This window comes from Pseudomonas sp. RT4P38, assembly GCF_054897765.1.
In genome coordinates this window covers 296,597-321,145 of record NZ_CM142703.1, presented here as the reverse complement: position 1 = coordinate 321,145, position 24,549 = coordinate 296,597, and the positions used below count along the sequence as shown (strand labels likewise).

Below are 24,549 nucleotides of genomic sequence, written 5' to 3'. Positions count from 1 at the left end.
CTTGTCCTTGCGGAGTCGTTCCATGCGTAGCCCTCTGATTGTTGCCGCCCTTGGCCTTCTGTTATTGGCCGATGTTGCCCAGGCGCACACTCTGGTCGCCACCAGTAACATCATCATCAATGCCACCCAACGCACGCTTGATTTCACTTCCGATACCACGACATCCATCCGTGACTCGAAGATCGTTCGTGAAGCCCACGACGATGCGGCCAGCTTCGTCGCCAGCGATGGCGAGATTCGTGGCGCGCACCTGGAAGCGGCCTTCAACACGTTGCGCACCCGCGTACCAGAAGCCCGCGACGCCAGTGATCAGGTTCTCGCCGAAGCCATCCTCGCACTGTGAGGTCGCCAGGCGCCTGGCTGTTGGCGGGGGTCATGTTGCTGCTCGGCAATACGGCCCAGGCTGACTTGCAATTAAGGCTCAAGACCGAGGGCCTCAGCCCCACTCAACAGCAGGCCAGTCAGGCGTTGCTCGATGAAGCTATGCAGGCCCTGCCGCCGCGGTTCATCGAGCAGCTCGACCGACGCATCGACGTCGGCTGGACCGATGACATGCCGAGCAACGCTTACGGTCAGGCATCGCTGGTGTCCGAGCTCGATCTGAATCGCAACTTGCTTGTGAGCCTCACTGACGGCAGCGCCGCGACCAAGAAGACCTATCGTCCCCATGGCACCGTGCGCCGCGAAATGCTGGCCACCGTGTTGCACGAACTTACCCACATCTATGACCGCTCGCGCCTGTGGCCAGACGCAGAGCGCACGCTGATTCAGCGCTGCACCCGGCGCAACAGCAGCTCGGGACTGGTGGGTATCCCGGATCAATGCCGCGGCCAATCAGCACGGCGTTTTACCCTCAGTGATGACCCGCGCCTGCTCGACCTCGCCGGCTGGCCGCAGTACGTTGGCCGCCGCGGCGAGCGCGAACAACATAACCGGCAAATTGCCCGTAGCCCGGACATTTACGAAACGAGCAGCCCCAAGGAATTTGTCGCGGTCAACATGGAGTATTTCCTCCTGGACCCGAGCTACGCCTGCCGTCGCCCTGCGCTGTACCGCTACTACAAAGACCATTTCGGCTGGGCGCCCACCGCTAAAGACGCATGTGGCAAAACCTTCTCCTTCCTCAATGCCGGCAATGATTTCGCCAAAACGCCACTGGGCAAGGTCGATCCGGAACGGGTTTACGCCGTCGACTATCTGCTGGCTGAAGCCAACCAGAACTGGGTCAGCCGCTGGGGCCACAGCATGTTGCGGTTGGTGATCTGTGCACCCGGCCGGCCACGTGGTCCGGATTGCCGGCTCGATCTGGATCAGCATCTGGTGTTGTCCTACCGCGCCTTTGTCGGTGACGTACAGCTGTCGAGTTGGGACGGACTGGTGGGCAAGTATCCGTCGCGCCTGTTTGTCCTGCCGCTGGCCCAGGTGATCGACGAATACACCAAGACCGAACTGCGCAGCCTGGCCTCGGTGCCGCTGAACCTGTCGCGCAGCGAGATCGAAGACGTGGTGGAACACGCCGCCGAAATGCACTGGAGTTACGACGGCAACTACTTCTTCCTGTCCAATAACTGCGCGGTAGAGGGCCTGAAGTTACTGCGTAGCAGCACCAACAACACAAAACTGGTCGGGTTGGACAGCATCATGCCCAACGGTTTGCTGGAAGTGCTCAAGGGCCGCGGACTGGCGGACACCAGCGTGCTGAATGATCCCCGCGAAGCGCTGCGTCTGGGTTATCGTTTCGACTCCTTCCGCGATCGTTATCAAGCGATGTTCGAAGTGCTGAAGAAGCACTTGCCGATCAAGCAGGAAAAGGTCGAAGACTGGCTCGCCTTAAAAGCTGAGGAGCGTCGGCAATGGATCGACCAAGCCGACTTGCGCACCAGCGCAGCATTGCTGTTGTTGGAGCAGGCAGCCTTCCGCCAACAATTGGTGTTGGCCCAGGACGAAGTTAAGCAGCGCTATCTGGGCGCTCGGGAATTGAAAAACGGCGGCATGGACAAAGCCAACGCGACCTTGCAGCAAATTCTTGCCAACAGCGGATTCCTCAGCCGTCCGGCGGAGCTGCTTGGCACCGGGGGTTATGGATTGCCGCAGCCGAGTGAGTGGCAGCGTCTCGAGTCGGAAAGCAGCCTGCGGCAGAAGCAGCTTCAGGCGCTGACAGGCGATCTGGACAAAGAGGTGAGAGCGCTGCTCGAACCGAGCCGTGCGGCCGAGATGGCCGCCAATGAAGCCAACCTGAAGCAGGTCGGCGAGCATCTGAGGAAGTTGCACAAGGCTGCGGGCGGGTTGGAGCTGCCATGATAGAAACACCGCAGGACTTGTAGCCGCTGCCGAAGGCTGCGTTCGGTTCGGCATTTTCATCGGGCCTTTCCTCACTGCACATACAGCAAAAAGGGCTTCAGAACGTAGTCCTGAAGCCCTCGGTCTTGCTGTTTAGTCTGTGCCGCGAGGCTCTAATTCCTCTCTATCAGGAACTTTACCTTCAGCTGACGCGGGCTTTACGCACACCGTCTGCCAGCGCCGAGCAAAGGCTCAACACACCATCAACTGCCTGATCCGGCGTCGAGGCATTGGCGATGTGATCGATCAACGCCGAACCCACCACCACGCCATCAGCCAGACGCGCGATGGACGCCGCTTGCTCCGGTGTACGAATACCGAAACCGATGCTGATCGGCAGATCGGTATGGCGACGCAGACGTGCAACGGCTTCTTCAACATGCTCCAGCGTCGCCGCGCCCGCACCGGTCACACCGGCAACAGACACGTAATAGACGAAGCCAGAGCTGCCGTTCAGGACAGTCGGCAGGCGCACATCATCAGTCGTCGGGGTGGTCAGACGGATGAAGTCCAGGCCGGCAGCCTGAGCGGGGTCGCACAGCTCGCCGTTATGCTCCGGCGGCAAGTCGACCACGATCAGACCGTCAACGCCGGCCTCTTTGGCGTCGGCGATGAAGCGCGGCACGCCGTACATGTGGATCGGGTTGAAGTAACCCATCAGCACCAGCGGCGTCTCGGTATTGCCTTCACGGAACTCACGAACCATTTGCAGGGTTTTCGCCAGGTTCTGCTTGGCGCCGAGGGCGCGGATGTTGGCCAACTGGATTGCCGGGCCATCGGCCATCGGATCCGTGAAGGGCATGCCCAACTCGATCACGTCGGCACCGGCGCCAGGCAGGCCTTTGAGGATCGCCAGAGAGGTGTCATAGCTCGGGTCGCCAGCGGTCACGAAGGTCACCAGGGCGGCACGATTCTGTTCCTTGAGTTCGGCAAAACGCGTTTGCAGGCGGCTCATCAGTGTTTCTCCTGCTTGGACTGCTCTTGTTGAGAGTGTTCCATGTGGTGCATCACGGTTTGCATGTCTTTGTCGCCGCGACCGGACAGGTTGACCACCATCAGGTGATCTTTCGGCAGGGTCGGTGCGCGCTTGAACACTTCGGCCAGGGCATGAGCGCTTTCCAGTGCAGGAATAATCCCTTCCAGACGGCAGCATTTGTGGAACGCGTCGAGGGCTTCGTCGTCGGTCACCGAGGTGTACTGCACGCGGCCGATGTCGTGCAACCAGGCGTGTTCCGGTCCGATACCTGGGTAGTCGAGGCCAGCGGAGATCGAGTGAGCGTCGATGATCTGGCCATCGTCGTCCTGCAGCAAGAAGGTCCGGTTACCGTGCAGCACGCCCGGTACGCCGCCGTTCAGGCTGGCTGCGTGCTTGCCGGTTTCAATACCGTAACCGGCGGCTTCAACGCCGATGATCTCGACGCTCTTGTCGTCGAGGAACGGGTGGAACAGGCCCATGGCGTTGGAACCGCCACCGATGCACGCCACCAGGCTGTCCGGCAAACGACCTTCCTGGTCTTGCAGTTGAGTACGGGTTTCTTTGCCGATAACGGCCTGGAAGTCGCGAACCATCGCAGGATAAGGGTGCGGACCGGCCACAGTGCCAATCAGGTAGAAGGTGCTGTCGACGTTGGTCACCCAGTCACGCAGGGCTTCGTTCATCGCATCTTTCAGGGTACCGGTACCGGCCACGACCGGGATCACTTCGGCGCCCAGCAGCTTCATGCGAAATACGTTGGCCTGCTGACGCTCGATGTCAGTGGTGCCCATGTAGATCACGCAGTCGAGGCCAAAACGCGCAGCCACGGTGGCGGTCGCCACGCCGTGCATGCCAGCACCGGTCTCGGCGATGATGCGTTTCTTGCCCATGCGCCGCGCCAGCAGAATCTGGCCGATGCAGTTGTTGATCTTGTGCGCGCCGGTGTGGTTCAGCTCTTCGCGCTTGAGGTAAATCTTCGCGCCGCCGCAGAACTCTGTCAGACGTTCGGCAAAGTACAGTGGGCTTGGGCGACCTACGTAGTCGCGCTGGAAGTAGGCCAATTCTTCTTTGAATGCAGGATCATCCTTGGCCAATTCGTATTCACGGGCCAGATCGAGGATCAACGGCATCAGGGTTTCGGCGACGTAACGGCCGCCGAACGCGCCAAACAGGCCGTTGGCGTCGGGGCCGTTGCGCAGATTAGTCTGGGTCATGGGTCGCTCCAGTTGAATGCGTGGGATGATGCTTTTGAAGAGAGAGTGGGCTTCACTCTACCCCTGACGCCTCAGGCTGAAAACCGATAAGATCGCTGCAACCTGTCAGGAAAACTCACAGATATCATGAGTCATGACCTTCCCCCGTTGAACGCCCTTCGGGCCTTCGAAGCGACTGCCCGCCTGAATAGCGTCAGCAAGGCGGCCGAACAGCTGCACGTCACCCATGGTGCAGTCAGCCGGCAACTCAAGGTGCTTGAAGAACACCTGGGCGTGAGCCTGTTCATCAAGGAAGGCCGCGGCCTTAAACTCACAGATGCCGGCATTCGTTTGCGCGATGCCAGCGGCGAGGCGTTCGAGCGTTTACGGACTGTTTGTGCGGAGCTGACCCAAAGCACCGCCGATGCACCGTTCGTACTGGGTTGCTCGGGCAGCTTGTTGGCACGCTGGTTTATTCCCAGGTTGGGACGGCTGAATACCGACCTGCCGGACCTGCGCCTGCACCTGTCGGCTGGCGAGGGTGATCTCGATCCACGTCGCCCGGGACTGGACGCCTTGCTGGTGTTTGCCGAGCCACCTTGGCCAGCGGACATGCAGGTGTATGAGTTGGCGAGCGAACGCATCGGCCCGGTCATGAGCCCAAGATTTGCGGGCTACGAACGCCTGCAAGACGCACCGCCCACAGCGCTGCTGAACGAGCCATTACTTCACACCACCTCTCGCCCACAGGCCTGGCCGAGTTGGGCACAACAAAGCGGCCTCGACGCCAAGGCGTTGAAGTACGGTCAGGGTTTCGAGCATTTGTATTATTTGCTGGAGGCTGCAGTGGCCGGGCTGGGTGTGGCGATTGCCCCTGAACCGCTGGTGGCCGAGGACTTGAAGGCCGGTCGCCTGGTTGCGCCTTGGGGCTTCAGTGAAACCCCGGCGCAACTGGCGTTGTGGCTACCCCAACGCGCCGCGGACGGCCGCGCTCGGCAACTGGCGCAGTGGCTCAAAAACGAGCTGCGCCAGACGGATTAGTCACCGCGTTTGCATAGCAGATAAGCCGCGAGCAGACCCAATGCACCGACGGCGACACCCGCTGTAGTCCAAGGGTGTTCCTGGGCGTAGTCCCGCGAGGCAATCCCGGTTTCACGGGTTTTGACTTTGACTTCTTCGTACGCATCGCTGAGCAGGTGGCGCGAATGCTTCAGCGCGTTTTCGGCGTTGCTTTTCAACGCTTTAAGGGTTTTACGCGACTCGTCCGAGGCGTCGTCTTTCAAATTTTCCAAAGATTTCAGCAGACTCTCGATCTCGGCTTCCATGCTTTGCAATGAGGCTTTACGTAAAGAGGTGTTGGCCATGGTGGCTCTCCTGCATTGATTGAGTTGCGTGTGTTGGTTGGGACTTCAGGGGTTCGAGAAAGTGCAGTAAATCTGAACTTCTGCGTCGGACTGGCCGACAGAAGTAATACGAAAAATCACTGCTAGGCTGTATTTCACACCCTGAGGAGAACGCCATGACTGATCATCACACCTACAAGAAAGTCGAACTGGTTGGCTCGTCCACCAGCAGCATTGAAGACGCCATCAACAACGCTCTGGCCGAAGCCAATAAAAGCATCAAGCACCTGGAATGGTTTGAAGTGACCGAAACCCGCGGGCACATCAAGGACGGCAAGGCTGCACACTTCCAGGTGACGCTCAAAGTCGGGTTCCGGATTGCCACTAGCTGAGTTTGAGCTAATCTTCGGAAATTGCGCGCTGGCCGAGCGCCATAGGGAATGGCAAAGCGCTACATATGTACATCCGGCTGATCGCTGGGTGCCCCTATTGATCCGACCAGGGAATGCGATCGATGAAGTATTTTATTTTGGCGGTAGGTTTGTTGAGTCTTGCAGGAACAGCCTTTGCTCACGGCAAGCCATGCGAAGAGCTGAAAGCCGATATCGCCGCGAAGCTGGATGCCAAAGGTATTTCCAATTATTCACTGGAAATCGTAGATAAAGGCACTGCTGCTGACGGGAAAGTCGTCGGCACCTGTGAAAAAGGCACCAAGCAAATCGTCTACAAGCAGGGCTGACCTCCCTCTAAAATGAAAAAGCCGACGCAATGACGTCGGCTTTTTTGTGCTCGTTATTTGAATGTCAGCCCTTCATGACCTGCGCCAGCAGCTCATAGGAGTGCACGCGATCGGCATGTTCGTACAGGTCGCAGGTGAAAATCAGCTCGTCCGCCTGGGTCTGCTCGATCAGCACTTCCAGTTTTGCGCGGATTTTCTGCGGACTGCCAACCATCGCCAGGCCAAGGAAATCGCCGACGGCTTCTTTTTCATGAGGCAGCCACAGGCCGTCCATGGTTTTTACCGGGGGACGTTGCACCAGGCTCTGGCCACGCATCAACGCCAGGATGCGCTGATAGACCGAGGTCGCCAGATAATCGGCATGCTCGTCGGTGTCGGCAGCCACCAAGGGCACACCGAGCATTACGTAGGGCTTATCCAATATTGCTGAAGGCTTGAAGTGATTGCGATAGACGCGAATGGCCTCATGCATGAAGCGCGGTGCGAAATGTGAAGCGAAGGCGTAGGGCAAACCACGTTCACCGGCCAGTTGTGCACTGAACAAGCTGGAGCCCAGCAGCCAGACCGGGACATGGGTGCCCGTACCTGGCATTGCGATGATCCGCTGGTCCGGGGTGCGCGGGCCGAGGTAGCGCATCAGCTCCGCCACGTCTTCCGGGAACTCGTCGGCGCTGCCGGAGCGTTCACGGCGCAGCGCGCGAGCGGTCATCTGATCAGAACCGGGTGCGCGCCCCAGCCCCAGATCTATCCGCCCCGGATAAAGGCTTTCGAGGGTGCCGAACTGCTCGGCGATCACCAGTGGCGCATGGTTGGGCAGCATCACGCCACCGGAACCGACACGAATAGTCGAAGTGCCGCCGGCCAGGTAGCCCAGCAGTACCGAGGTTGCGGAACTGGCAATGCCGTCCATGTTGTGGTGCTCGGCAACCCAGAAGCGGTTGTAGCCGAATTTTTCGACGTGCTGCGCCAGATCCAGGGAATTGCGCAGCGACTGGGCCGCGCTGCCGTTCTCCCGCACGGGCACCAGATCGAGGGTCGAGAACTTGATATCGGACAGTCGTTTCATAAACCTGCTTCTCCAATTGAGGGCGCAGGTTTTTTCTTACAAACGAAAACCTGCCGAATCTATAAGCGTGTTTTATGCAATGAGGGCATATACCCGAGTTTCAATAGCAGAGCCAAAATTCCTACGAAATAAGAGGACCGATCAGATGAGGTGAACTTTGCACCACGGTCTATCCTCAGAACCCTAGCAACCGAAAACCACAAAGGCGCGACGCTTCGCGCCGGATCTTGAGGAGGCAGACATGGCTATTACGAAGAAAGCATCGGCTCATTGGGAAGGTGACCTGAAAACCGGCATCGGCTCGATTTCCACGGAAACCGGTGTCCTCAGAGAAGCGCCCTACGGCTTCAAGGCCCGTTTCGAAGGCGGCAAGGGCACCAATCCGGAAGAGCTGATCGGCGCAGCGCACGCGGGCTGCTTCTCCATGGCGTTTTCGATGATTCTCGGCGATGCCGGTCTCAAGGCTGACAGCATCGATACCAATGCCGAAGTCACCCTGGACCAGGTGGACGGCGGTTTTGCGATCACGGCAGTGAAATTGATCCTCAAAGCGAAGATTCCTGGGGCAACTCAGGCTCAATTTGAGGAACTGAGCAATAAAGCCAAAGAAGGTTGCCCGGTTTCCAAAGTGCTGAATGCGAAAATCAGCCTGGATGCAACATTGGTCGGCTGATAGTGGGTTTTCGCGCTGCCCGATAAAAGATCGCAGCCTCGGCGGGCTGCGATCTTTTTTGCGCTGAAACAAAACCTGGCTGGCGAGATTGTGGTCGAATAAATGACAGCAGCTAAAGCGCATTACCGTGCGCGCTGCCTCAAAGGAGCTTCAACCATGAAACGTTTTGCCTTGGCGGTTATCTGTTGCGCGCTGGCCACATCGGCCCTGGCGGCACCGAAATCCTGTGAAGAACTCAAGGCCGAGATTGAAGCCAAGATTCAGGCTAATAACGTCTCGTCCTACACGCTGGAAATCGTCACCAACGACGAAGTACACGATCAGAATATGGTCGTTGGCTCGTGCGAAGGCGGCACGAAGAAAATCATCTACCAGAAGAACGACCGCTGATTCACCTCACATGAGGCAATAGGACTCTCGATCTTCAGCGACGATTTCACGCTTGGCGTTGTACAACCGGGCGCCGGGGGTGAACGCTATCGAACGGCCTTCGAGCACATAACGCTGGCCGGCTTCGAAATGATCGTAGTTGATGGTCAGGTAGCACAAGCGTTCCGTGGGGTCGCTCATCATGCGCATGCCTCCACCACCGGGCACTTCAAAGTCGAATCTGACAACCAGCTCATGGCTGCCCGGCGTGACCTGGAAAAAACGCCCATCGCGCATTCGCTGATTGTCCAGTCGCTCCGCCATCAGCAACTTATCGTTGGGGAATGGCGTAGAAAAGTCGACCCACGCCATCTGCGGATTGACTGCCGGCAACGGACTTGTGCAGCCAGCAACTACGCTTGCGGTCAGTAACAGCATTAGCCTGCGCATGATGAATGTCCCAAGGATTGTCATTCAGCATAGCGCTGATCAGGTGCGTCGGCAGCCTGCCGGTACGCCTTGGCCAATCACTTTACGCTGCTGATCGTAGAGTTTGGCCCACGGCCGAAAACCGATATTCCCCGCCTGCAGCTGATACCGCTCGCCAGCGTTGAAGTCCTTGAATTTCACGTTCAACTGGCAGTCACGCCATAGTGGCTCGGCGTCGGGTCCGATGTTGGTTGGCGCGACCGGGAATTGATAACGAACCGTCAACTCATGGCTACCCGGCTGAACCTCGAAATAGCGCTTGTCGGTAGAAGCCTTGTCATCGACTTCCAGCGCTTGCAGCGCGGTGTCTTCCTGCTTCGAATCCAGGTCGATCCACGCTTGAGCCGGATCATGGGGGGGTAATCCGAATCCAGCACAACCTGCCAGCATCAGCAGGCTTCCTGTCAGCAACAACGTGCGCATAGCGGAGCTCCAGTCAGGCGGGATAGTCTTGCGGGCAGACTCTCCAGGGATGATTCATTTTGATCAAGCCGCTTCCAAGCCTTGGGTTACTTGATCGCGTTTTACGCATTTTGTTTCCGGGTGTGTTGTTATTGTTGCTCAACGGTTGCGCCGGCGTCAGCTATTACGGCCAACTGGCCAGTGGTCAGCTGCAATTGCTGCGGGCACGGGAGCCGGTTTCCACAGTGATTGCCGATCCCGGTCGCGATCAGCAATTGCGTGCGCACCTGACTCACTCGCAAGAGGCCCGCACGTTCGCCAGCCAACACCTGCATCTGCCGGATAACCAGAGTTACCGTTTGTACGCCGACATTGGCCGGCCGTTCGTAGTCTGGAATGTCTTCGCCACACCGGAGTTTTCACTGACGCCGCAGAACCATTGCTTCCCGATCGCTGGTTGCGTCGCCTATCGCGGCTATTACAGTCAGAGCGCGGCCCGCGGTGAGGCAGCATTGCAACGACTGCAAGGTATGGACGTGTCGATCGGTGGCGTCGAGGCTTATTCGACGCTCGGCTGGTTCAACGATCCGATCATCAGTTCGATGATGGGCTGGGGCGACGAACGATTGGCCACGCTGATCTTCCATGAACTGGCGCATCAACGCTTTTATGTAAAAGACGACACCGAATTCAATGAGTCTTTCGCCACCTTCGTCGAACAGGAAGGCACCCGCCAATGGCGTGCATTCCGCGGCCTGGCGCCAGACAGCGGCGCGCAGGTGCAGCAACGGGACCAGTTCCTTCAATTGGTTCTGGAGACCCGCACGCGACTTGAACAGCTGTACACCCTGCCCCTGGCCGCCGACCCGATGCGCCAGCGAAAAGCCGCCGAGTTCGAGCGCTTGCGGGGTGAATACCGGAAGTTACGCGATAGCCAGTGGGCCGGGGACAAACGTTATGACGCGTGGATCAATGCGCCGATGAACAATGCCCGGCTGTTGCCGTTTGGGCTGTACGACCAATGGGTGCCGGCGTTTGCGACGTTGTTCAGACAGGAGGGAGGGGATTGGGTGAGGTTTTATGCGGCAGTCGAGAAGCTAGGCGCGTTGCCGGGTGATGAGCGCAAGGCGACGCTGAAGTCATTGGCTGGATCGTAGACTTGCGGTAACAGGACGGGCCTCTTCGCGGGCAAGCCTCGCTCCTACGAGGGTTCATTACATCGTCGGATCACCCGTAGGAGCGAGGCTTGCCCGCGAAGGCGTCTCCAATGTCACAACCAAATAGCATCCCACAACGGGTAATCTCCTACCCGCTCAACCAAACCTGCTCGCAACGGATTGGCGACGATGTATCGAGCAACTGCCTCTAAACCCTCCTCTTTGCGCAGGCCGCGGTCGTGATAACCGTGCTGCCAAACCGGACCTTGACGTCCAATCGAGCGATTGAGCGTCACCGCAATGCGTGATTTGGTCCGCGCCATCAACTTGGGCAGTTGAGTGTTCTGCAACTCGATCAGCCAATGAAAATGATCAGGCATAACGACCCAGGCTAACGATGTTGCAAACCCTTCTCGCTCAGCCTTTCTAAAGGCGTCTACCACCAATCGACCATTCTTGAAGTCGTGAAACAACGGCTCTCGATTCAAAACCACGGCCGTCAATAGGTAAATCTGTCCAGACTCCGAATATCGTCCAGTGCGCAATCGATGAGCATGTTTTAACTCCGGCAAAGATGATCCTCCTTGATCGTGGCCTTTGTCTTCAGGCTAGGACGATAAGAAGGGATTGGAGTGAGAACAGTTGCTCAGAATGTGTCTGGGCGGACGCCTTCGTATTGATTAACGCTGCAAAAACGCCTGATGCATCTCTTCCAGCGTCTCGAAGTGCCAGGCCGGTGCTTCGGCGCTCAACTCTTCCCGACTGCCAAAACCATAACCCACCGCCGCCGCATCCAGCCCGTTGCTGCGCGCACCGATCAAATCGTGCTTTCGGTCGCCGATCATCAGGGTGCTGGCCGGGTCCAGGCCTTCTTCGGCCATCAGGTGAGCAATCAATTCGACTTTGTTGGTCCGGGTACCGTCCAGTTCGCTGCCGTAAATCACCTTGAAATGCTTGGCGAAGTCAAAATGCCGGGCAATTTCCCGGGCAAAAATCCATGGCTTGGACGTGGCGATATACAGCTGTCGCCCTTGCCCGCTGAGTGTTTCCAGCAGCGGCGTGACGCCATCAAATACACGATTCTCGTACAAGCCGGTGACTTTAAAGCGTTCGCGATAGAAGTTCACCGCCTCCCAGGCCTTGGATTCGTCGAAGTCGTAGAACTGCATGAACGCCTGCAACAATGGCGGGCCGATGAAGTGTTCGAGCTTGCTCAGGTCGGGCTCATCGATGCCCAGTTTGCTCAGGGCGAACTGGATCGAACGGGTGATGCCCTCGCGCGGGTCGGTCAGGGTGCCATCGAGGTCAAACAATACGGTTTGGTAATACATGTTGAATCCTGAATAAGGGCGCAGGGTCAGAGCGGGTCGTAGCCTTCGGCCAGATGCAAATTCTTGAGCTTCACGTAATTCGCCGCGCTGTAGGTGAAAAAGGCTTTTTCCTTGTCAGTCAGTGGCCGAATCTGCTTCACCGGGCTGCCCACATAAAGGAAGCCGCTTTCCAGGCGTTTGCCCGGGGGCACCAGGCTGCCAGCGCCAATGATTACATCGTCGTCAACCACCGCACCGTCCATGACGATGCTGCCCATGCCGATCAGAATCCGATTGCCCACGGTGCAGCCGTGGAGCATGACCTTATGAGCAATGGTCACATCGTCGCCAATCAGCAACGCAAAGCCATCGGGATTGAACGGCCCGGCATGGGTGATGTGCAGCACACAACCGTCCTGCACGCTGGTGCGCGCGCCGATACGAATGCGGTGCATGTCGCCACGAATCACCGTCAGCGGCCAGACCGAGCTGTCTTCGCCGATTTCAACGTCGCCGATCACCACCGCCGAACCGTCGACAAAGGCGCCTTTGCCCAGTAGCGGCGTGTGGTTCTGATACTTGCGAAGGGTCACGATAGGCTCTCTCTCTTTTGCTGATAGCTGCGGTGAGCGTCGATTGTAATTAAGATGGCGCAATGTTTCTTCCAGCCAAGGTGCCAACCGTGAGCGTGAACAACCCTCTTTTGCAGTCCTACGACCTGCCGCCGTTCTCGGCGATCCGTGCCGAACACGTGCAACCGGCCATCGAACAGATCCTGGCTGACAACCGCGCCGCCATTATCGAGATCCTCAAAACCCAGGGCAAACAACCGACCTGGGCCGGCCTGGTGCTGGCGATGGACGAGCTGAATGATCGACTGGGTGCGGCCTGGAGCCCGGTCAGCCACCTGAATGCCGTATGCAACAGCGCCGAATTGCGCGAAGCCTACGAATCCTGCCTGCCCGCCTTGAGCGCCTATTCCACCGAACTGGGGCAGAACCGCGAGTTGTTCGAGGCCTTCGAAGCTCTGGCCAACAGCCCGGAAGCCGCCGGTTTCGACGTCGCGCAGAAAACTATCCTGGAACACTCACTGCGTGACTTCCGTTTGTCGGGTATCGACCTGCCAGAGGCCGAGCAAAAGCGTTACGCCGAAGTGCAGAGCAAATTGTCGGAGCTGGGCAGCCGCTTCTCCAACCAACTGCTCGATGCCACTCAGGCCTGGACCAAGCACGTCACCGATGAAGCCGCCCTCGCCGGCCTGACCGATTCGGCCAAGGCGCAAATGGCCGCGGCCGCACAGGCCAAAGGCCTGGAAGGCTTCCTGATTACCCTGGAATTCCCGAGCTACTACGCGGTGATGACCTACGCCCAGGACCGCGCCCTGCGCGAAGAAGTCTACGCCGCCTACTGCACCCGTGCGTCGGACCAAGGCCCGAATGCCGGTCAGAACGATAACGGCCCGGTCATGGAAGAAATCCTCGACCTGCGTCAGGAGCTGGCCAAACTGCTGGGTTTCGCCAGTTTCTCGGAGCTGAGCCTGGCCACCAAAATGGCCGAATCCAGCGATCAGGTGCTGAGCTTCCTGCGCGATCTGGCCAAGCGTAGCAAGCCGTTCGCCGCTCAGGACCTTGAACAGCTTAAGGCTTACGCCGCTGAACAAGGCTGCCCGGACCTGCAAAGCTGGGACAGCGGTTTCTACGGTGAAAAACTTCGCGAGCAGCGCTACAGCGTCGCCCAGGAAGCCCTTCGCGCTTACTTCCCGATCGACAAAGTGCTGGGCGGCCTGTTCGCTATCGTTCAGCGCCTGTACGGCATCGAAATCGCCGAGCAGAAAGGCTTCGACACTTGGCACCCAGATGTTCGCCTGTTCGAAATCAAGGAAAACGGCCGGCACGTCGGTCGCTTCTTCTTCGACCTCTACGCCCGCGCCAACAAGCGCGGCGGTGCCTGGATGGACGGCGCCCGCGACCATCGCCGCACGGCTGAAGGCGTACTGCAGAGCCCGGTGGCGAACCTGGTGTGCAACTTCACCCCGGCCGACAGCGGCAAGCCAGCCCTGCTGACCCACGACGAAGTCACCACCCTGTTCCACGAATTCGGCCATGGCCTGCATCACCTGCTGACCCGCGTCGAACACGCCGGCGTGTCCGGCATCAACGGCGTGGCCTGGGACGCGGTCGAGTTGCCAAGCCAGTTCATGGAAAACTGGTGCTGGGAGCCGGAAGGGCTGGCGCTGATCTCCGGTCACTACGAAACCGGCGAGCCGCTGCCTCAGGACCTGCTGGGCAAAATGCTCGCGGCGAAGAACTTCCAGTCCGGCCTGATGATGGTTCGCCAATTGGAATTCTCGCTGTTCGACTTCGAATTGCATGCAACCCACGGCGACGGTCGCAGCGTGCTGCAAGTGCTCGAAGGCGTGCGTGACGAGGTCTCGGTCATGCGACCACCGGCGTACAACCGCTTCCCTAACAGCTTCGCCCACATCTTCGCCGGCGGTTACGCGGCGGGTTACTACAGCTACAAATGGGCTGAAGTGCTGTCCGCCGATGCCTTCTCGAAGTTCGAAGAAGACGGCGTCCTCAACGCCGACACGGGGCGCGCATTCCGTGAAGCGATCCTGGCGCGCGGTGGTTCCCAGGAGCCGATGGTGCTGTTCATCGACTTCCGGGGACGCCCGCCGTCGATTGACGCACTCTTGCGCCATAGCGGCCTGAGTGAGGTCGCGGCAGCATGAGTGAGGGGCCTGTGATTACCAAAAGACGCTTTATCGCCGGGGCGGTCTGCCCGGCCTGCAGCGAGCCGGACAAGTTGATGATGTGGAACGAAGACGAAGTCCCGCACCGCGAGTGCGTGGCCTGCGGTTATTCGGACACGCTGAATGAACAAGGCCTGTCCGTGCCGAAGGAATTGGGCACGCGGGTCAACACCTCGGCGCTGAAGGTGCCGGACGCCAAGGTTCAGGCCGTGCAGTTTTTCCCGAACCCGAAGCTGAAGAAAAAGCCTGACGAGCAACACTGAGTCAACACCACCTTCCACTCCTGAACAGATTGGAAGGTGGTATCTATCTACCACCTTTGCCCTGCGCTTCCTTTATAGGCTGACCGAAACCAGCCTCTACTCAAGGACGACGCCATGCCCGACACCCATCCGCTTTTGCAGGCCTGGGATCTGCCGCCTTATTCGCTGGTTCGCGCAAGCTTTCAAGCGCTTCCGCCAAGACTGGGTCTTCAATGCGCAAACAGGGCGAGCCTTTCGCGAGGCGTTTTTTCTCCGGGCGATTCGCGCCCCTTGCTGACCGCCCTGGAAGCGTTTCTTGAACGGCCGATCGTCGAAGATCTTTTCGCACTTTCGTCAGAGGCCGTTGCCCGCTGACGCAGCGGTTTACTCGACATGGGCCGATTTGAACCAACTCTTCATCGAACAGCTGGCGAACGGACTTGTGCTGCAATCGCCGTTGGCCAGCGCGGAACGGAGCTTGTCGGCATCGGCCAGCATCATGTAACGGACGCCGTCCTTGAAATGGGTGGTGTCACCAAAGCCGCCCTGGGTCATTTCGTTCATGGCGTCTTCCTTGCTCCAGCCTTGCACCACGACCCGGTACATGGCCGCCATCAGGCCAGTACGGTCCGAACCATGTTTGCAGTGCATCAGCACCGGTCCCATGGCTTCGGCAGTCTGGATCGCACGAAGGGCCTTGAGTACATCCGCGTCATCCACATGGTTGGTGCGATAGGGCAGCTGTACCTGTGCAATACCCGGCGTCGACAACCAGCTTGAATCCGACTCGGGCAGGAAAGTGATCACCGTCCCGACCTTGAGTTTTTCCAGTAACGGCACCGCGCCTCGGTCGGGCAATGCGCTGCGATAGAGCGTCGGGGACATTTGGAAGAGGTCGTATTGCACCTCGATCGATTGAGCCCACTCCGCAGGTCGGGGCAACGCACCGTCGTCGGCATGGGCCGGCGTCAGGTTCAAAAGTGCGGCCAGCGACAGGCAAATCGCTGGGATACAATGCGGTAGAGACATGCTCGTAGGGACCGTTCAGGAAGAGGCGGGAAGCTGACACCCAGCTTCAACCCTGAGCGGTCAAAGGCCTGCGAGCCGTCTGTCAAAGAATCGTGAATCAGCCGATCGCTTTCGTCGCAAACCGAGGCTTTTTAGCTGAATGCGTCTCCGTAGAATCTGGAGAGGTTGCCAAGTTACGTAAAAGTGACATGACAACAACTTCAAGCGACGACCTTGGACAACTAACCAGGCACCGATAAGAGAACAGCTGAACTTAAACCTGCCTGAAGTTTCATACAGGTTTAATTAGCAACTCTTACGGGTTTACGATGCTGGAATAAGCCGTGGCCAGGGCCAGTAATTTGGCCTTGTCATCACCGTCGATATCACGATCACCATCTACATCACTGCTGATCGTGCCAATACTGAAGGAGCGGCCTCCATCGCTGGAGACAGCCGTTACATAGACCGAGTCGACCAGTGCATCGGTTTCCATCTGATTAACTGCGTCCCAAGTCGACTCTTTACGAGCAAGCTGCATCGAAACCTGCGCTTCCCGTGGGTGGGTAATGCTCGGAGCCAATAGTTGCAAAAAAATACCGCGCTGATTGAAAAACGACATTAATTAAATCCCTTTAGTTATTGATAACACGACAACTTCGTGTGGCATGAATAGTACTGACAGGCCCTATAAAAACGCTACTCGCTATCTGTTTCTCATGATGACTAAACCGAAATCCAGATAACAACTTCGTTCTTAAATGAATTAACTAAAAAGCAAATATCAAACTGCCGAACGGCACTGGCCTATCATCAGCCACTCAACTACTGTATGCACATACAGCTATCGGAAACCCATCGATGAATACGCCTGTGGCACCTCGCGGTCGCGGCACCGCCACCAACCCGCACAACCGCTTCGCGCCGAATCGCTCGGTGGCCGAGGATGACGGCTGGTATCAGGAAGCGCCGATCACCCAAGGCACCGAGGTGCGCATCGAAACGGCTAAAACCATCATCACTCGTAACAACTCGCCGGACTTGCCCTTCGATCGCTCAATCAATCCCTATCGCGGCTGCGAGCACGGCTGCATCTATTGCTACGCGCGGCCCAGCCACGCCTATTGGGACATGTCGCCAGGGCTGGATTTCGAAACCAAACTGATCGCCAAGACCAACGCCGCAGATGTGCTGGAAGAACAGCTGTCCAAGCGCGGCTATCAATGCGCGCCGATCAATCTGGGCTCCAACACGGACCCTTATCAGCCGATCGAACGCGAACACAAAATCACCCGCAAAACCCTCGAAGTGCTGCTGCGCTATCGCCATCCCGTTACCATCATTACCAAAGGCTCGCTGATTCTTCGGGATCTGGACCTGCTGGTCGAACTCGCCGAGCAAAGGCTGGTGGCGGTGATGATCAGCCTCACGACCCTGGACGATGAGCTCAAACGCATCCTCGAACCGCGTGCGGCTGCACCCAAGGCCCGGCTGCGGGCGATCCGCGTGATGCGTGAAGCGGGAATTGCGGTGGGAGTCCTGTGCTCGCCGATGATTCCGATGATCAACGACAGCGAGCTCGAAAGCCTGCTCACCGAGGCTCAAGCCGCGGGTGCGCAAAGTGCGGCCTACATGATGCTGCGCCTGCCGCTGGAAGTTGCGCCGCTGTTCGAAGAATGGCTGGCGGCCCACTATCCTCAGCGTGCCGCTCATGTGTTGAGCCTTGTTCGTCAAAGCCGTGGTGGTGAGCTCTACGACAGTCGGTTTGGCGTCCGGATGCGCGGTGAAGGGCCGTTTGCGGACCTGTTGGCGCAACGATTTGCCAAAACCATCAAACGCCTTGGGCTAAATCGTCGCGAAGGTTTCAATCTGGACTGCGAAGCCTTCTGTCCGCCGGGTCGCCAAATGTCGTTGATTTGAGGACAATTGGCCTATGGTTGAGTAGTGGGAAACGCACCTGGTCTGGGCCGGTCACATTTTTTGTAACCTGGAACACACGTCCTAGAGCCTTTTATTCAGTTTGAGTTAAGTTTCAACGGCTACCTTGTTCATCGAGTGACTGATGGGTCGAGATTTTCGATCTGGATGTTTTTTAAACAGCCACTGGCTTCACACCGGACAAAACGGGAAAATTCCCTGACTCCGCCAAAGAGGATGAATCATGAGTGACAAGGATAAACAGCCGTTGGCTGCGTCGGCTTCAGCCCAACCCGAGGCGGAAACCGCCGATGCAGCGCTGAAGCATATCGTTGACGGCTTTTTGCATTTTCATCACGAGGTTTTTCCACAGCAGGAAGAACTCTTCAAAAAACTCGCCACGGCCCAGAGCCCCAGAGCGATGTTCATCGCCTGCGCCGATTCGCGCATCGTTCCTGAGCTGATTACCCAAAGCGCCCCCGGCGACCTGTTCGTGACCCGTAACGTCGGCAACGTTGTGCCGCCTTATGGGCAAATGAACGGTGGTGTTTCCACGGCAATCGAATACGCAGTATTGGCCCTCGGCGTGCAGCACATCATCATCTGCGGGCACTCTGACTGTGGCGCCATGCGCGCAGTACTCAACCCGCAAAGCCTGGAAAAAATGCCGACGGTCAAAGCCTGGTTGCGTCATGCCGAAGTGGCAAAAACCATGGTCCAGGAAAACTGCCATTGCGCTGACGAAAACGAAAGCATGCACGTCCTCACCGAGGAGAATGTGATCGCCCAGCTGCAGCATTTGCGCACGCACCCGTCAGTAGCGTCGCGCATGGCCAACGGTCAGCTGTTTATTCATGGTTGGATCTACAACATCGAAACCAGCGAAATCAAAGCTTACGACGCGGACAAGGGTCGTTTCTTGCCGCTCGATGGCAGCCATCCGATTCCGGTGGCGACGCCCAAAGCGCGCTTCTAAAAATCCCTGTGTGGTAAAGCCGAGGCTGCTGAATTAGCAGCCTGGCTTCGCCATGCCTGAAGAAAACTTCGGGAGAGTCACCATGCGTGCTGCGCAACTCAAAGCTGTTCTGCCACGGGAGCTGCTGGCGTCCGTGGTTGTGTTTCTCGTCGCCCTGCCCTTGTGCATGGGCATCGCCATCGCCTCGGGGCTGCCGCCTTCCAAAGGTTTGATCACCGGGATCATCGGTGGCTTGGTGGTGGGCTGGATTGCCGGTTCGCCACTGCAAGTCAGCGGCCCGGCGGCCGGTTTGGCTGTCCTGGTGTTCGAACTGGTGCGCCAGCATGGTATCGCCATGCTCGGGCCCATCCTGCTGCTGGCCGGCTTTCTGCAATTGGTGGCCGGACGCTTGAAACTGGGCTGCTGGTTTCGGGTCACGGCACCTGCGGTTGTGTACGGAATGCTCGCCGGGATTGGCGTATTGATCGTGTTGTCACAGGTGCATGTGATGCTCGACTCCGTGCCCAAGCCCTCAGGGCTGGATAATCTGGCAGCTTTCCCGGCTGCCGTCGTCCAGGCCTTGCCCTCCTTTGGCTGGCAAGCCGGTTTGCTCGGGCTGTCGACGATTGCAGTAATGTGGCTGTGGGAGAAATTCCGCCCTCATTCCCTGCGTTTCATTCCCGGCGCACTCCTTGGCGTAGGTCTGGCGACTGTCGCCAGCCTGGTACTCGCCTTGCAGGTCAAGCGAGTGGAAGTTCCGGCCAACCTGGCGGAAGCCATCGACTGGCTGAAACCCGCCGACTTGCTCAATCTGGCTGACCCGACCTTGCTGATTGCGGCGTTTGCCGTGGCGTTTATCGCCAGCGCCGAAACCCTGCTCTCGGCCGCGGCGGTAGACCGCATGCACAGCGGCCAGCGTTCAGACTTCGATCGCGAACTGTCAGCTCAAGGCGTCGGCAACATGCTCTGCGGTTTGCTCGGCGCGCTGCCGATGACCGGCGTGATCGTGCGCAGTTCGGCCAACGTCCAGGCCGGCGCCACCACGCGACTGTCGGCGGTGTTCCATGGTCTGTGGCTGCTGGCTTTCGTGTTGCTGCTGTCCAGCGTGCTGCAAAGCATTCCGGTGGCGAGCCTGGCGGGTGTGCTGGTTTACACCGGTTTCAAACTGGTCGACCTCAAGGCCTTTCGCGGCCTCGGCCGTTATGGCCGGATGCCGATGTTTACTTACGCGGCGACCGCTCTGGCAATCATTTTCACCGACCTGCTGACCGGCGTGCTGATCGGCTTCGGTCTGACCCTGGCCAAACTGGCCTGGAAGGCTTCGCGGCTGAAAATCAGCCTGATTGACCTACCCAAGGACGGCGAGATGGAACTGCGATTGATGGGTGCAGCTACTTTCCTCAAAGTCCCGGCGCTGACTCAAGTGCTGGGGACAATTCCACCGGGCGCGACGGTGCATGTGCCGCTCAATAACCTGAGCTACATCGATCACTCGTGCCTGGAGTTGCTGGAGGAATGGGGTCGGGCCAATGCGGCGAAGGGTTCGAAGCTGTTGATTGAAGCGCGGGGGTTGAAGCGCAGGTTGGAAGGGCGATTGCGGACCACGACGGGGGTCGGATCCGCAGCAGCTTAAAAAAAATCGCAGCCAATAGGCTGCGATTTTTTTATGGGCAACGAATCAAGCCGCGGGCTGATCCAGCTCCAGGCCTACGCCCAGCTGGCGTGACAGGCACGGCCAGCGCTTCCACGCAGCGCCGGTGTCCGGGCTGTTGAGTTTCTCGCGGTAGGCTTCTACCGATTCCAGCGCGAAACTCTCTTCATTAAGCATCTCGTCAACGGCGTGATGCACCGCCTCATCCAACTTATTGGCAAACTCCTCGCCGATCAAATGGTGGGCAATCAGGTTGGCAACAGTCATGTCCAAGGGGATCAGTGGCTGGCCAAAATGCTTGATGTACAGGTCGTTAACCTCTTCAACCAACCGATGCGCCAGATAAGCTTCGTCCAGCAGGCTGTCCAGGCCGATATGCCCGGTCATGATGGCTGGCGGCTGGAGGAAGAACTGCTCGGCGATTTTCAGCACCGGTTTGATCTGCGATTCGATGCCCGCTTCCCGTGCGACATCATTGGCTGCGTCCAACAGGTCCGGCACTTGCTCTATATAAGCGGCCACAAAACGGGTCATCACGCCCTTGGCGTCTACCTCCGGCAATTGGATGGCGGCATGCAGGTGCGGCAGTTGGGTTTCCAGTTGACGAGTCAGCAGGCCGGTCTCGGCCTCGTGTTGTTGGGCTTTTTGGATCTGCTCGCGCAATGCGGCGGTGTTCATGAAAACTCCAGGAAACAAAGGCAATGAAATAAGGAAGACATAACTTAGCTGGCATACGAAAAATGCTAAGACGCATTTGTCATAATTATTTCATCCTTGAGACATCAAAGTTATATCGGTTTGCCACCACTCGTCTGCATCCTTCTCCATTCGAGACCTAGAACGCAAGTCCTAGCTGTTTCAGATCATTTACGCCGTCACATTGCGAGGTGGCAGTCGCTGTCTATACTCGGGTGGGAATGGAGTTAGCTGATGACGCCCGACTGCACACGCAGCAAGGCCCGGCGATTCAAGTTCGTAGTCTGAAAATGCCGCTTCCTTGCCGCAGGTGAAAGCCGGCGGGATAAAAAGAACGATAAGGGGAACCCGCAATGATGCGACATCCACACGTCTGGATGGGCCTCCTGTTGTGGTCGATTTTCAGTCAGGCACAAGCGGCCTGGACTGTGAATATGGCGCCGGGAGCGACTGAAATCAGTCACGCAGTATTTGACCTGCACATGACCATTTTCTGGATCTGTGTAGTGATCGGCATCATCGTCTTCGGCGCCATGTTCTGGTCGATGATTCTCCACCGCCGCTCGACCGGGCAGGTGGCCGCAAAATTTCATGAAAGCACCACCGTTGAAATTCTCTGGACCATCGTGCCCTTCCTGATCCTGGTGGCCATGGCGGTTCCCGCAACCGCAACCCTGATCAAGATGTACGACGCCAGTGAGCCGGATATTGATATTCAGGTCACCGGCTATCAATGGAAGTGGCACTACAAATACCTGGGCCAGGACGTTGAGTTCTTCAGCAACCTGACCACCCCTGCTGATCAGATCCACAACAAGGAAGCCAAGAGCGAGCACTACTTGCTTGAGGTCGATAAGCCTTTGGTGCTGCCGATCGGCGCCAAGGTGCGCTTCCTGGTGACTTCCGCCGACGTCATCCACTCCTGGTGGGTGCCGGCCTTTGCGGTCAAGCGTGATGCGATCCCGGGGTTCGTCAACGAAGCCTGGACCCGCGTCGACAAGCCCGGCATCTACCGCGGTCAATGCGCCGAACTGTGCGGCAAGGACCACGGCTTCATGCCGATCGTGGTCGAGGTCAAGGAAAAGGCCGATTACGAAAAATGGCTGGGCGAGCGCAAGGCTGAAGCCATGCAGCTCAAAGAGCTGACCAGCAAGGAATGGACCCTCGACGAGCTCAAAGAGCGCGGCGACAAGGTCTATCAAACCACCTGCGTTGCCTGTCACCAGGCCGAAGGTCAGGGCCTGCCGCCGATGTTCCCGGCACTCAAGGGCTCGAAAATCGCTACGGGACCGATCAAGGATCACTTGGGCATTGTCTTCCACGGCAAGCCCGGCACCTCCATGGCGGCGTTTGGCAAGCAGCTCTCGGAAGTCGATATCGCAGCGGTCGTGACCTACGAACGTAACGCCTGGGGCAACAACAAGGGCGACATGGTCACCCCTAAAGAAGTGCTGGAGCTGAAACAGGCGGAAAGCAAATGACCCGGTCTATTGCGCACCTAAGGAACCAGTCGGGGCATCGCGCCCCGGCCTGCCCAGCCCATCTGTTTGCAGGAGACAGGACATGACTGCTGTCGTCGATGACCATGTTCATACCGGCACCGCTCACGCCCACGGCCCCGCCAAAGGCCTGATGCGCTGGGTGCTGACCACCAACCACAAGGATATCGGCACGCTGTACCTGTGGTTCGCGTTCTCCATGTTCTTGCTCGGCGGCTCGTTCGCGATGGTGATTCGCGCCGAACTGTTCCAGCCTGGGTTGCAGATCGTCCAGCCGGAATTCTTCAACCAGATGACCACCATGCACGGTTTGGTGATGGTCTTCGGTGCGGTGATGCCGGCGTTTGTCGGCCTCGCCAACTGGATGATCCCGTTGATGATCGGCGCGCCGGACATGGCCCTGCCACGGATGAACAACTTCAGCTTCTGGCTATTGCCGGCGGCGTTCATTCTGCTGGTGTCGACCCTGTTCACCCCCGGCGGCGGACCGAACTTCGGCTGGACCTTCTACGCCCCGCTGTCGACGACCTACGCGCCGGAAAGCGTGACGTTCTTCATCTTCGCCATCCACTTGATGGGGATCAGTTCGATCATGGGCGCGATCAACGTGATCGCGACCATCCTCAACCTGCGCGCCCCCGGCATGACGTTGATGAAAATGCCGCTGTTCGTCTGGACCTGGCTGATTACCGCGTTCCTGCTGATTGCGGTGATGCCAGTGCTGGCCGGGTGCGTGACGATGATGCTGATGGACATCCACTTCGGCACCAGCTTCTTCAGTGCCGCCGGTGGCGGTGACCCGGTGCTGTTCCAGCACGTGTTCTGGTTCTTCGGTCACCCCGAGGTGTACATCATGATCCTGCCGGCCTTCGGTGCCGTCAGCTCGATCATTCCGGCCTTCTCACGCAAGCCGCTGTTCGGCTACACCTCGATGGTCTACGCCACGGCGAGTATCGCGTTCCTGTCGTTCATCGTCTGGGCGCATCACATGTTCGTGGTCGGCATTCCGTTGGTGGGCGAGTTGTTCTTCATGTACGCCACGTTGCTGATCGCCGTACCCACCGGGGTCAAGGTGTTCAACTGGGCCAGTACCATGTGGCAAGGCTCGCTGACCTTCGAGACACCGATGCTGTTCGCGGTGGCGTTCGTGATCCTGTTCTCCATCGGCGGGTTCTCCGGGTTGATGCTGGCCATCGCCCCGGCGGACTTCCAATACCAGGATACGTATTTTGTGGTCGCGCACTTCCACTACGTACTAGTACCGGGGGCAATCTTCGGGATCTTCGCCTCGGCCTACTACTGGCTGCCGAAGTGGACCGGCCACATGTACGACGAAACCCTTGGCAAGCTGCACTTCTGGCTCTCGTTCATCGGCATGAACATGGCGTTTTTCCCGATGCACTTCGTGGGGCTGGCGGGCATGCCGCGGCGGATTCCCGACTACAACCTGCAATTCGCCGACTTCAACATGGTGTCGTCGATCGGCGCATTCATGTTCGGCGCCACGCAGATCTTCTTCCTGTTCATCGTGATCAAAACCATTCGCGGCGGCGAGCCAGCACCGGCCAAGCCGTGGGATGGGGCCGAAGGCCTGGAATGGAGCATTCCGTCACCGGCGCCGTATCACACCTTCACCACGCCGCCGGAAGTGAAATGAACGCTGTAGCTTTTGTGGGAGCGAGCTTGCTCGCGATGAAGGTGGCGCGGAGTGTCAGATACACCGCTATCGCGAGCAAGCTCGCTCCCACAGGGTTTTGTGTTGAGGGCTT

The 24,549-nt window shown here is 58.3% G+C and carries 28 protein-coding genes; 16 read left to right on the top strand and 12 right to left on the bottom strand.

All coding sequences use genetic code 11. The features are described 5' to 3' along the window. The first annotated feature begins 22 nt into the window (after nt 1-22). On the top strand, nt 23-343 hold the full coding sequence (locus tag ACYZT7_RS01485) for a DUF2388 domain-containing protein (protein ID WP_309674344.1): 321 nt from the start codon (nt 23-25) through the stop codon (nt 341-343). Beyond that, nucleotides 340-2,301 carry a DUF7844 domain-containing protein gene (locus ACYZT7_RS01480; protein ID WP_462039670.1) on the top strand — a complete coding sequence of 654 codons (1,962 nt, stop codon included), beginning with the start codon at nt 340-342 and terminating at the stop codon, nt 2,299-2,301. Before ACYZT7_RS01485 ends, ACYZT7_RS01480 begins: the two co-directional genes overlap by 4 nt. A gap of 181 nt (nt 2,302-2,482) precedes the next feature. On the opposite strand, the gene trpA is transcribed toward ACYZT7_RS01480, so the two are convergent. Both trpA and trpB read right to left on the bottom strand, forming a co-directional pair. Beyond that, nucleotides 2,483-3,295, bottom strand: coding sequence for a tryptophan synthase subunit alpha (gene trpA, locus ACYZT7_RS01475; RefSeq protein WP_008152530.1), 813 nt, complete (start codon nt 3,293-3,295; stop codon nt 2,483-2,485). Beyond that, entirely contained in the window at nt 3,295-4,530 is a 1,236-nt protein-coding gene (gene trpB / locus ACYZT7_RS01470; protein WP_134421205.1) for a tryptophan synthase subunit beta, read from the bottom strand. Before trpB ends, trpA begins: the two co-directional genes overlap by 1 nt. Before the next feature lie 126 nt (nt 4,531-4,656). On the opposite strand from trpB, the gene ACYZT7_RS01465 reads away from it, so the two are divergent. Then, a complete protein-coding gene (locus ACYZT7_RS01465; RefSeq protein ID WP_462039669.1) occupies nt 4,657-5,550 on the top strand; it encodes a LysR family transcriptional regulator in 894 nt (297 codons plus the stop codon). On the opposite strand, the gene ACYZT7_RS01460 is transcribed toward ACYZT7_RS01465, so the two are convergent. Beyond that, nucleotides 5,547-5,873 carry an ElaB/YgaM/YqjD family protein gene (locus tag ACYZT7_RS01460; RefSeq protein WP_462039668.1) on the bottom strand — a complete coding sequence of 109 codons (327 nt, stop codon included), beginning with the start codon at nt 5,871-5,873 and terminating at the stop codon, nt 5,547-5,549. The two genes, ACYZT7_RS01465 and ACYZT7_RS01460, sit on opposite strands and share 4 nt — an antisense overlap. A gap of 155 nt (nt 5,874-6,028) precedes the next feature. On the opposite strand from ACYZT7_RS01460, the gene ACYZT7_RS01455 reads away from it, so the two are divergent. Both ACYZT7_RS01455 and ACYZT7_RS01450 read left to right on the top strand, forming a co-directional pair. Next, nucleotides 6,029-6,244 (top strand): dodecin, encoded by a 216-nt coding sequence (locus tag ACYZT7_RS01455; protein ID WP_282383060.1) that lies wholly within the window; start codon nt 6,029-6,031, stop codon nt 6,242-6,244. A gap of 122 nt (nt 6,245-6,366) precedes the next feature. Beyond that, complete coding sequence (locus ACYZT7_RS01450) at nt 6,367-6,591, top strand: DUF1161 domain-containing protein (RefSeq protein ID WP_449644381.1); 225 nt, start codon at nt 6,367-6,369, stop codon at nt 6,589-6,591. A gap of 64 nt (nt 6,592-6,655) precedes the next feature. On the opposite strand, the gene ACYZT7_RS01445 is transcribed toward ACYZT7_RS01450, so the two are convergent. Next, nucleotides 6,656-7,657 carry an LLM class flavin-dependent oxidoreductase gene (locus ACYZT7_RS01445; RefSeq protein ID WP_462039667.1) on the bottom strand — a complete coding sequence of 334 codons (1,002 nt, stop codon included), beginning with the start codon at nt 7,655-7,657 and terminating at the stop codon, nt 6,656-6,658. 241 nt (nt 7,658-7,898) lie between these two features. On the opposite strand from ACYZT7_RS01445, the gene ACYZT7_RS01440 reads away from it, so the two are divergent. After that, a complete protein-coding gene (locus ACYZT7_RS01440) occupies nt 7,899-8,330 on the top strand; it encodes an OsmC family protein (RefSeq protein ID WP_309674352.1) in 432 nt (143 codons plus the stop codon). A 156-nt stretch (nt 8,331-8,486) separates the two neighbouring features. Further along, nucleotides 8,487-8,720 (top strand): DUF1161 domain-containing protein, encoded by a 234-nt coding sequence (locus tag ACYZT7_RS01435; protein ID WP_258698414.1) that lies wholly within the window; start codon nt 8,487-8,489, stop codon nt 8,718-8,720. 6 nt (nt 8,721-8,726) lie between these two features. Here ACYZT7_RS01435 and ACYZT7_RS01430 read toward each other — a convergent pair whose 3' ends face one another. Further along, the gene (locus tag ACYZT7_RS01430; RefSeq protein WP_462039666.1) at nt 8,727-9,149 is read right to left on the bottom strand and encodes a PA0061/PA0062 family lipoprotein; all 423 of its coding nucleotides are present in this window, start codon (nt 9,147-9,149) and stop codon (nt 8,727-8,729) included. 39 nt (nt 9,150-9,188) lie between these two features. Then, on the bottom strand, nt 9,189-9,611 hold the full coding sequence (locus ACYZT7_RS01425; protein WP_462039665.1) for a PA0061/PA0062 family lipoprotein: 423 nt from the start codon (nt 9,609-9,611) through the stop codon (nt 9,189-9,191). A gap of 59 nt (nt 9,612-9,670) precedes the next feature. Between ACYZT7_RS01425 and ACYZT7_RS01420 the strand changes: the two genes are divergently transcribed. Further along, complete coding sequence (locus ACYZT7_RS01420) at nt 9,671-10,747, top strand: aminopeptidase (protein WP_462039664.1); 1,077 nt, start codon at nt 9,671-9,673, stop codon at nt 10,745-10,747. Between the two features lie 113 nt (nt 10,748-10,860). Here the strand turns inward: ACYZT7_RS01420 and ACYZT7_RS01415 are convergent, their stop codons facing one another. The 3 genes from ACYZT7_RS01415 to ACYZT7_RS01405 form a co-directional block, all read right to left on the bottom strand. Then, nucleotides 10,861-11,319 carry an REP-associated tyrosine transposase gene (locus tag ACYZT7_RS01415; protein WP_462039663.1) on the bottom strand — a complete coding sequence of 153 codons (459 nt, stop codon included), beginning with the start codon at nt 11,317-11,319 and terminating at the stop codon, nt 10,861-10,863. Nucleotides 11,320-11,427: 108 nt separating this feature from the next. After that, nucleotides 11,428-12,078 carry an HAD family hydrolase gene (locus tag ACYZT7_RS01410; protein WP_462039662.1) on the bottom strand — a complete coding sequence of 217 codons (651 nt, stop codon included), beginning with the start codon at nt 12,076-12,078 and terminating at the stop codon, nt 11,428-11,430. 26 nt (nt 12,079-12,104) lie between these two features. Further along, a complete protein-coding gene (locus tag ACYZT7_RS01405; protein WP_462039661.1) occupies nt 12,105-12,650 on the bottom strand; it encodes a gamma carbonic anhydrase family protein in 546 nt (181 codons plus the stop codon). Between the two features lie 62 nt (nt 12,651-12,712). Here ACYZT7_RS01405 and prlC point away from each other — a divergent pair, with 62 nt between their 5' ends. From prlC to ACYZT7_RS01390, 3 genes are all read left to right on the top strand, one after another. Beyond that, on the top strand, nt 12,713-14,791 hold the full coding sequence (prlC, locus tag ACYZT7_RS01400; RefSeq protein ID WP_462039660.1) for an oligopeptidase A: 2,079 nt from the start codon (nt 12,713-12,715) through the stop codon (nt 14,789-14,791). Beyond that, nucleotides 14,788-15,075 (top strand): YheV family putative zinc ribbon protein, encoded by a 288-nt coding sequence (locus ACYZT7_RS01395; RefSeq protein WP_059403677.1) that lies wholly within the window; start codon nt 14,788-14,790, stop codon nt 15,073-15,075. The genes prlC and ACYZT7_RS01395 overlap by 4 nt, the downstream gene beginning before the upstream one ends. Nucleotides 15,076-15,189: 114 nt before the next feature. Then, nucleotides 15,190-15,429, top strand: a complete 240-nt coding sequence (locus ACYZT7_RS01390; protein ID WP_462039659.1) for a hypothetical protein — start codon at nt 15,190-15,192, stop codon at nt 15,427-15,429. A gap of 9 nt (nt 15,430-15,438) precedes the next feature. On the opposite strand, the gene ACYZT7_RS01385 is transcribed toward ACYZT7_RS01390, so the two are convergent. Both ACYZT7_RS01385 and ACYZT7_RS01380 read right to left on the bottom strand, forming a co-directional pair. Next, complete coding sequence (locus tag ACYZT7_RS01385) at nt 15,439-16,083, bottom strand: phosphatase domain-containing protein (RefSeq protein WP_462039658.1); 645 nt, start codon at nt 16,081-16,083, stop codon at nt 15,439-15,441. A 295-nt stretch (nt 16,084-16,378) separates the two neighbouring features. Beyond that, complete coding sequence (locus tag ACYZT7_RS01380) at nt 16,379-16,684, bottom strand: hypothetical protein (RefSeq protein WP_449644393.1); 306 nt, start codon at nt 16,682-16,684, stop codon at nt 16,379-16,381. Nucleotides 16,685-16,923: 239 nt separating this feature from the next. Here ACYZT7_RS01380 and ACYZT7_RS01375 point away from each other — a divergent pair, with 239 nt between their 5' ends. The 3 genes from ACYZT7_RS01375 to ACYZT7_RS01365 all read left to right on the top strand — a co-directional run bounded on the left by ACYZT7_RS01375 (nt 16,924) and on the right by ACYZT7_RS01365 (nt 20,567). Further along, complete coding sequence (locus ACYZT7_RS01375; RefSeq protein WP_462039657.1) at nt 16,924-17,982, top strand: PA0069 family radical SAM protein; 1,059 nt, start codon at nt 16,924-16,926, stop codon at nt 17,980-17,982. Nucleotides 17,983-18,223: 241 nt separating this feature from the next. Beyond that, on the top strand, nt 18,224-18,955 hold the full coding sequence (locus tag ACYZT7_RS01370; RefSeq protein ID WP_449644395.1) for a carbonic anhydrase: 732 nt from the start codon (nt 18,224-18,226) through the stop codon (nt 18,953-18,955). 82 nt (nt 18,956-19,037) lie between these two features. After that, complete coding sequence (locus ACYZT7_RS01365) at nt 19,038-20,567, top strand: SulP family inorganic anion transporter (protein ID WP_461967584.1); 1,530 nt, start codon at nt 19,038-19,040, stop codon at nt 20,565-20,567. 45 nt (nt 20,568-20,612) lie between these two features. On the opposite strand, the gene ACYZT7_RS01360 is transcribed toward ACYZT7_RS01365, so the two are convergent. Further along, complete coding sequence (locus tag ACYZT7_RS01360; protein ID WP_462039656.1) at nt 20,613-21,263, bottom strand: hypothetical protein; 651 nt, start codon at nt 21,261-21,263, stop codon at nt 20,613-20,615. Nucleotides 21,264-21,634: 371 nt separating this feature from the next. On the opposite strand from ACYZT7_RS01360, the gene coxB reads away from it, so the two are divergent. Next, nucleotides 21,635-22,762 (top strand): cytochrome c oxidase subunit II, encoded by a 1,128-nt coding sequence (gene coxB, locus ACYZT7_RS01355; protein WP_462039655.1) that lies wholly within the window; start codon nt 21,635-21,637, stop codon nt 22,760-22,762. 82 nt (nt 22,763-22,844) lie between these two features. Beyond that, nucleotides 22,845-24,437, top strand: coding sequence for a cytochrome c oxidase subunit I (ctaD, locus tag ACYZT7_RS01350; protein WP_283182390.1), 1,593 nt, complete (start codon nt 22,845-22,847; stop codon nt 24,435-24,437). Nucleotides 24,438-24,549: the final 112 nt, after the last annotated feature.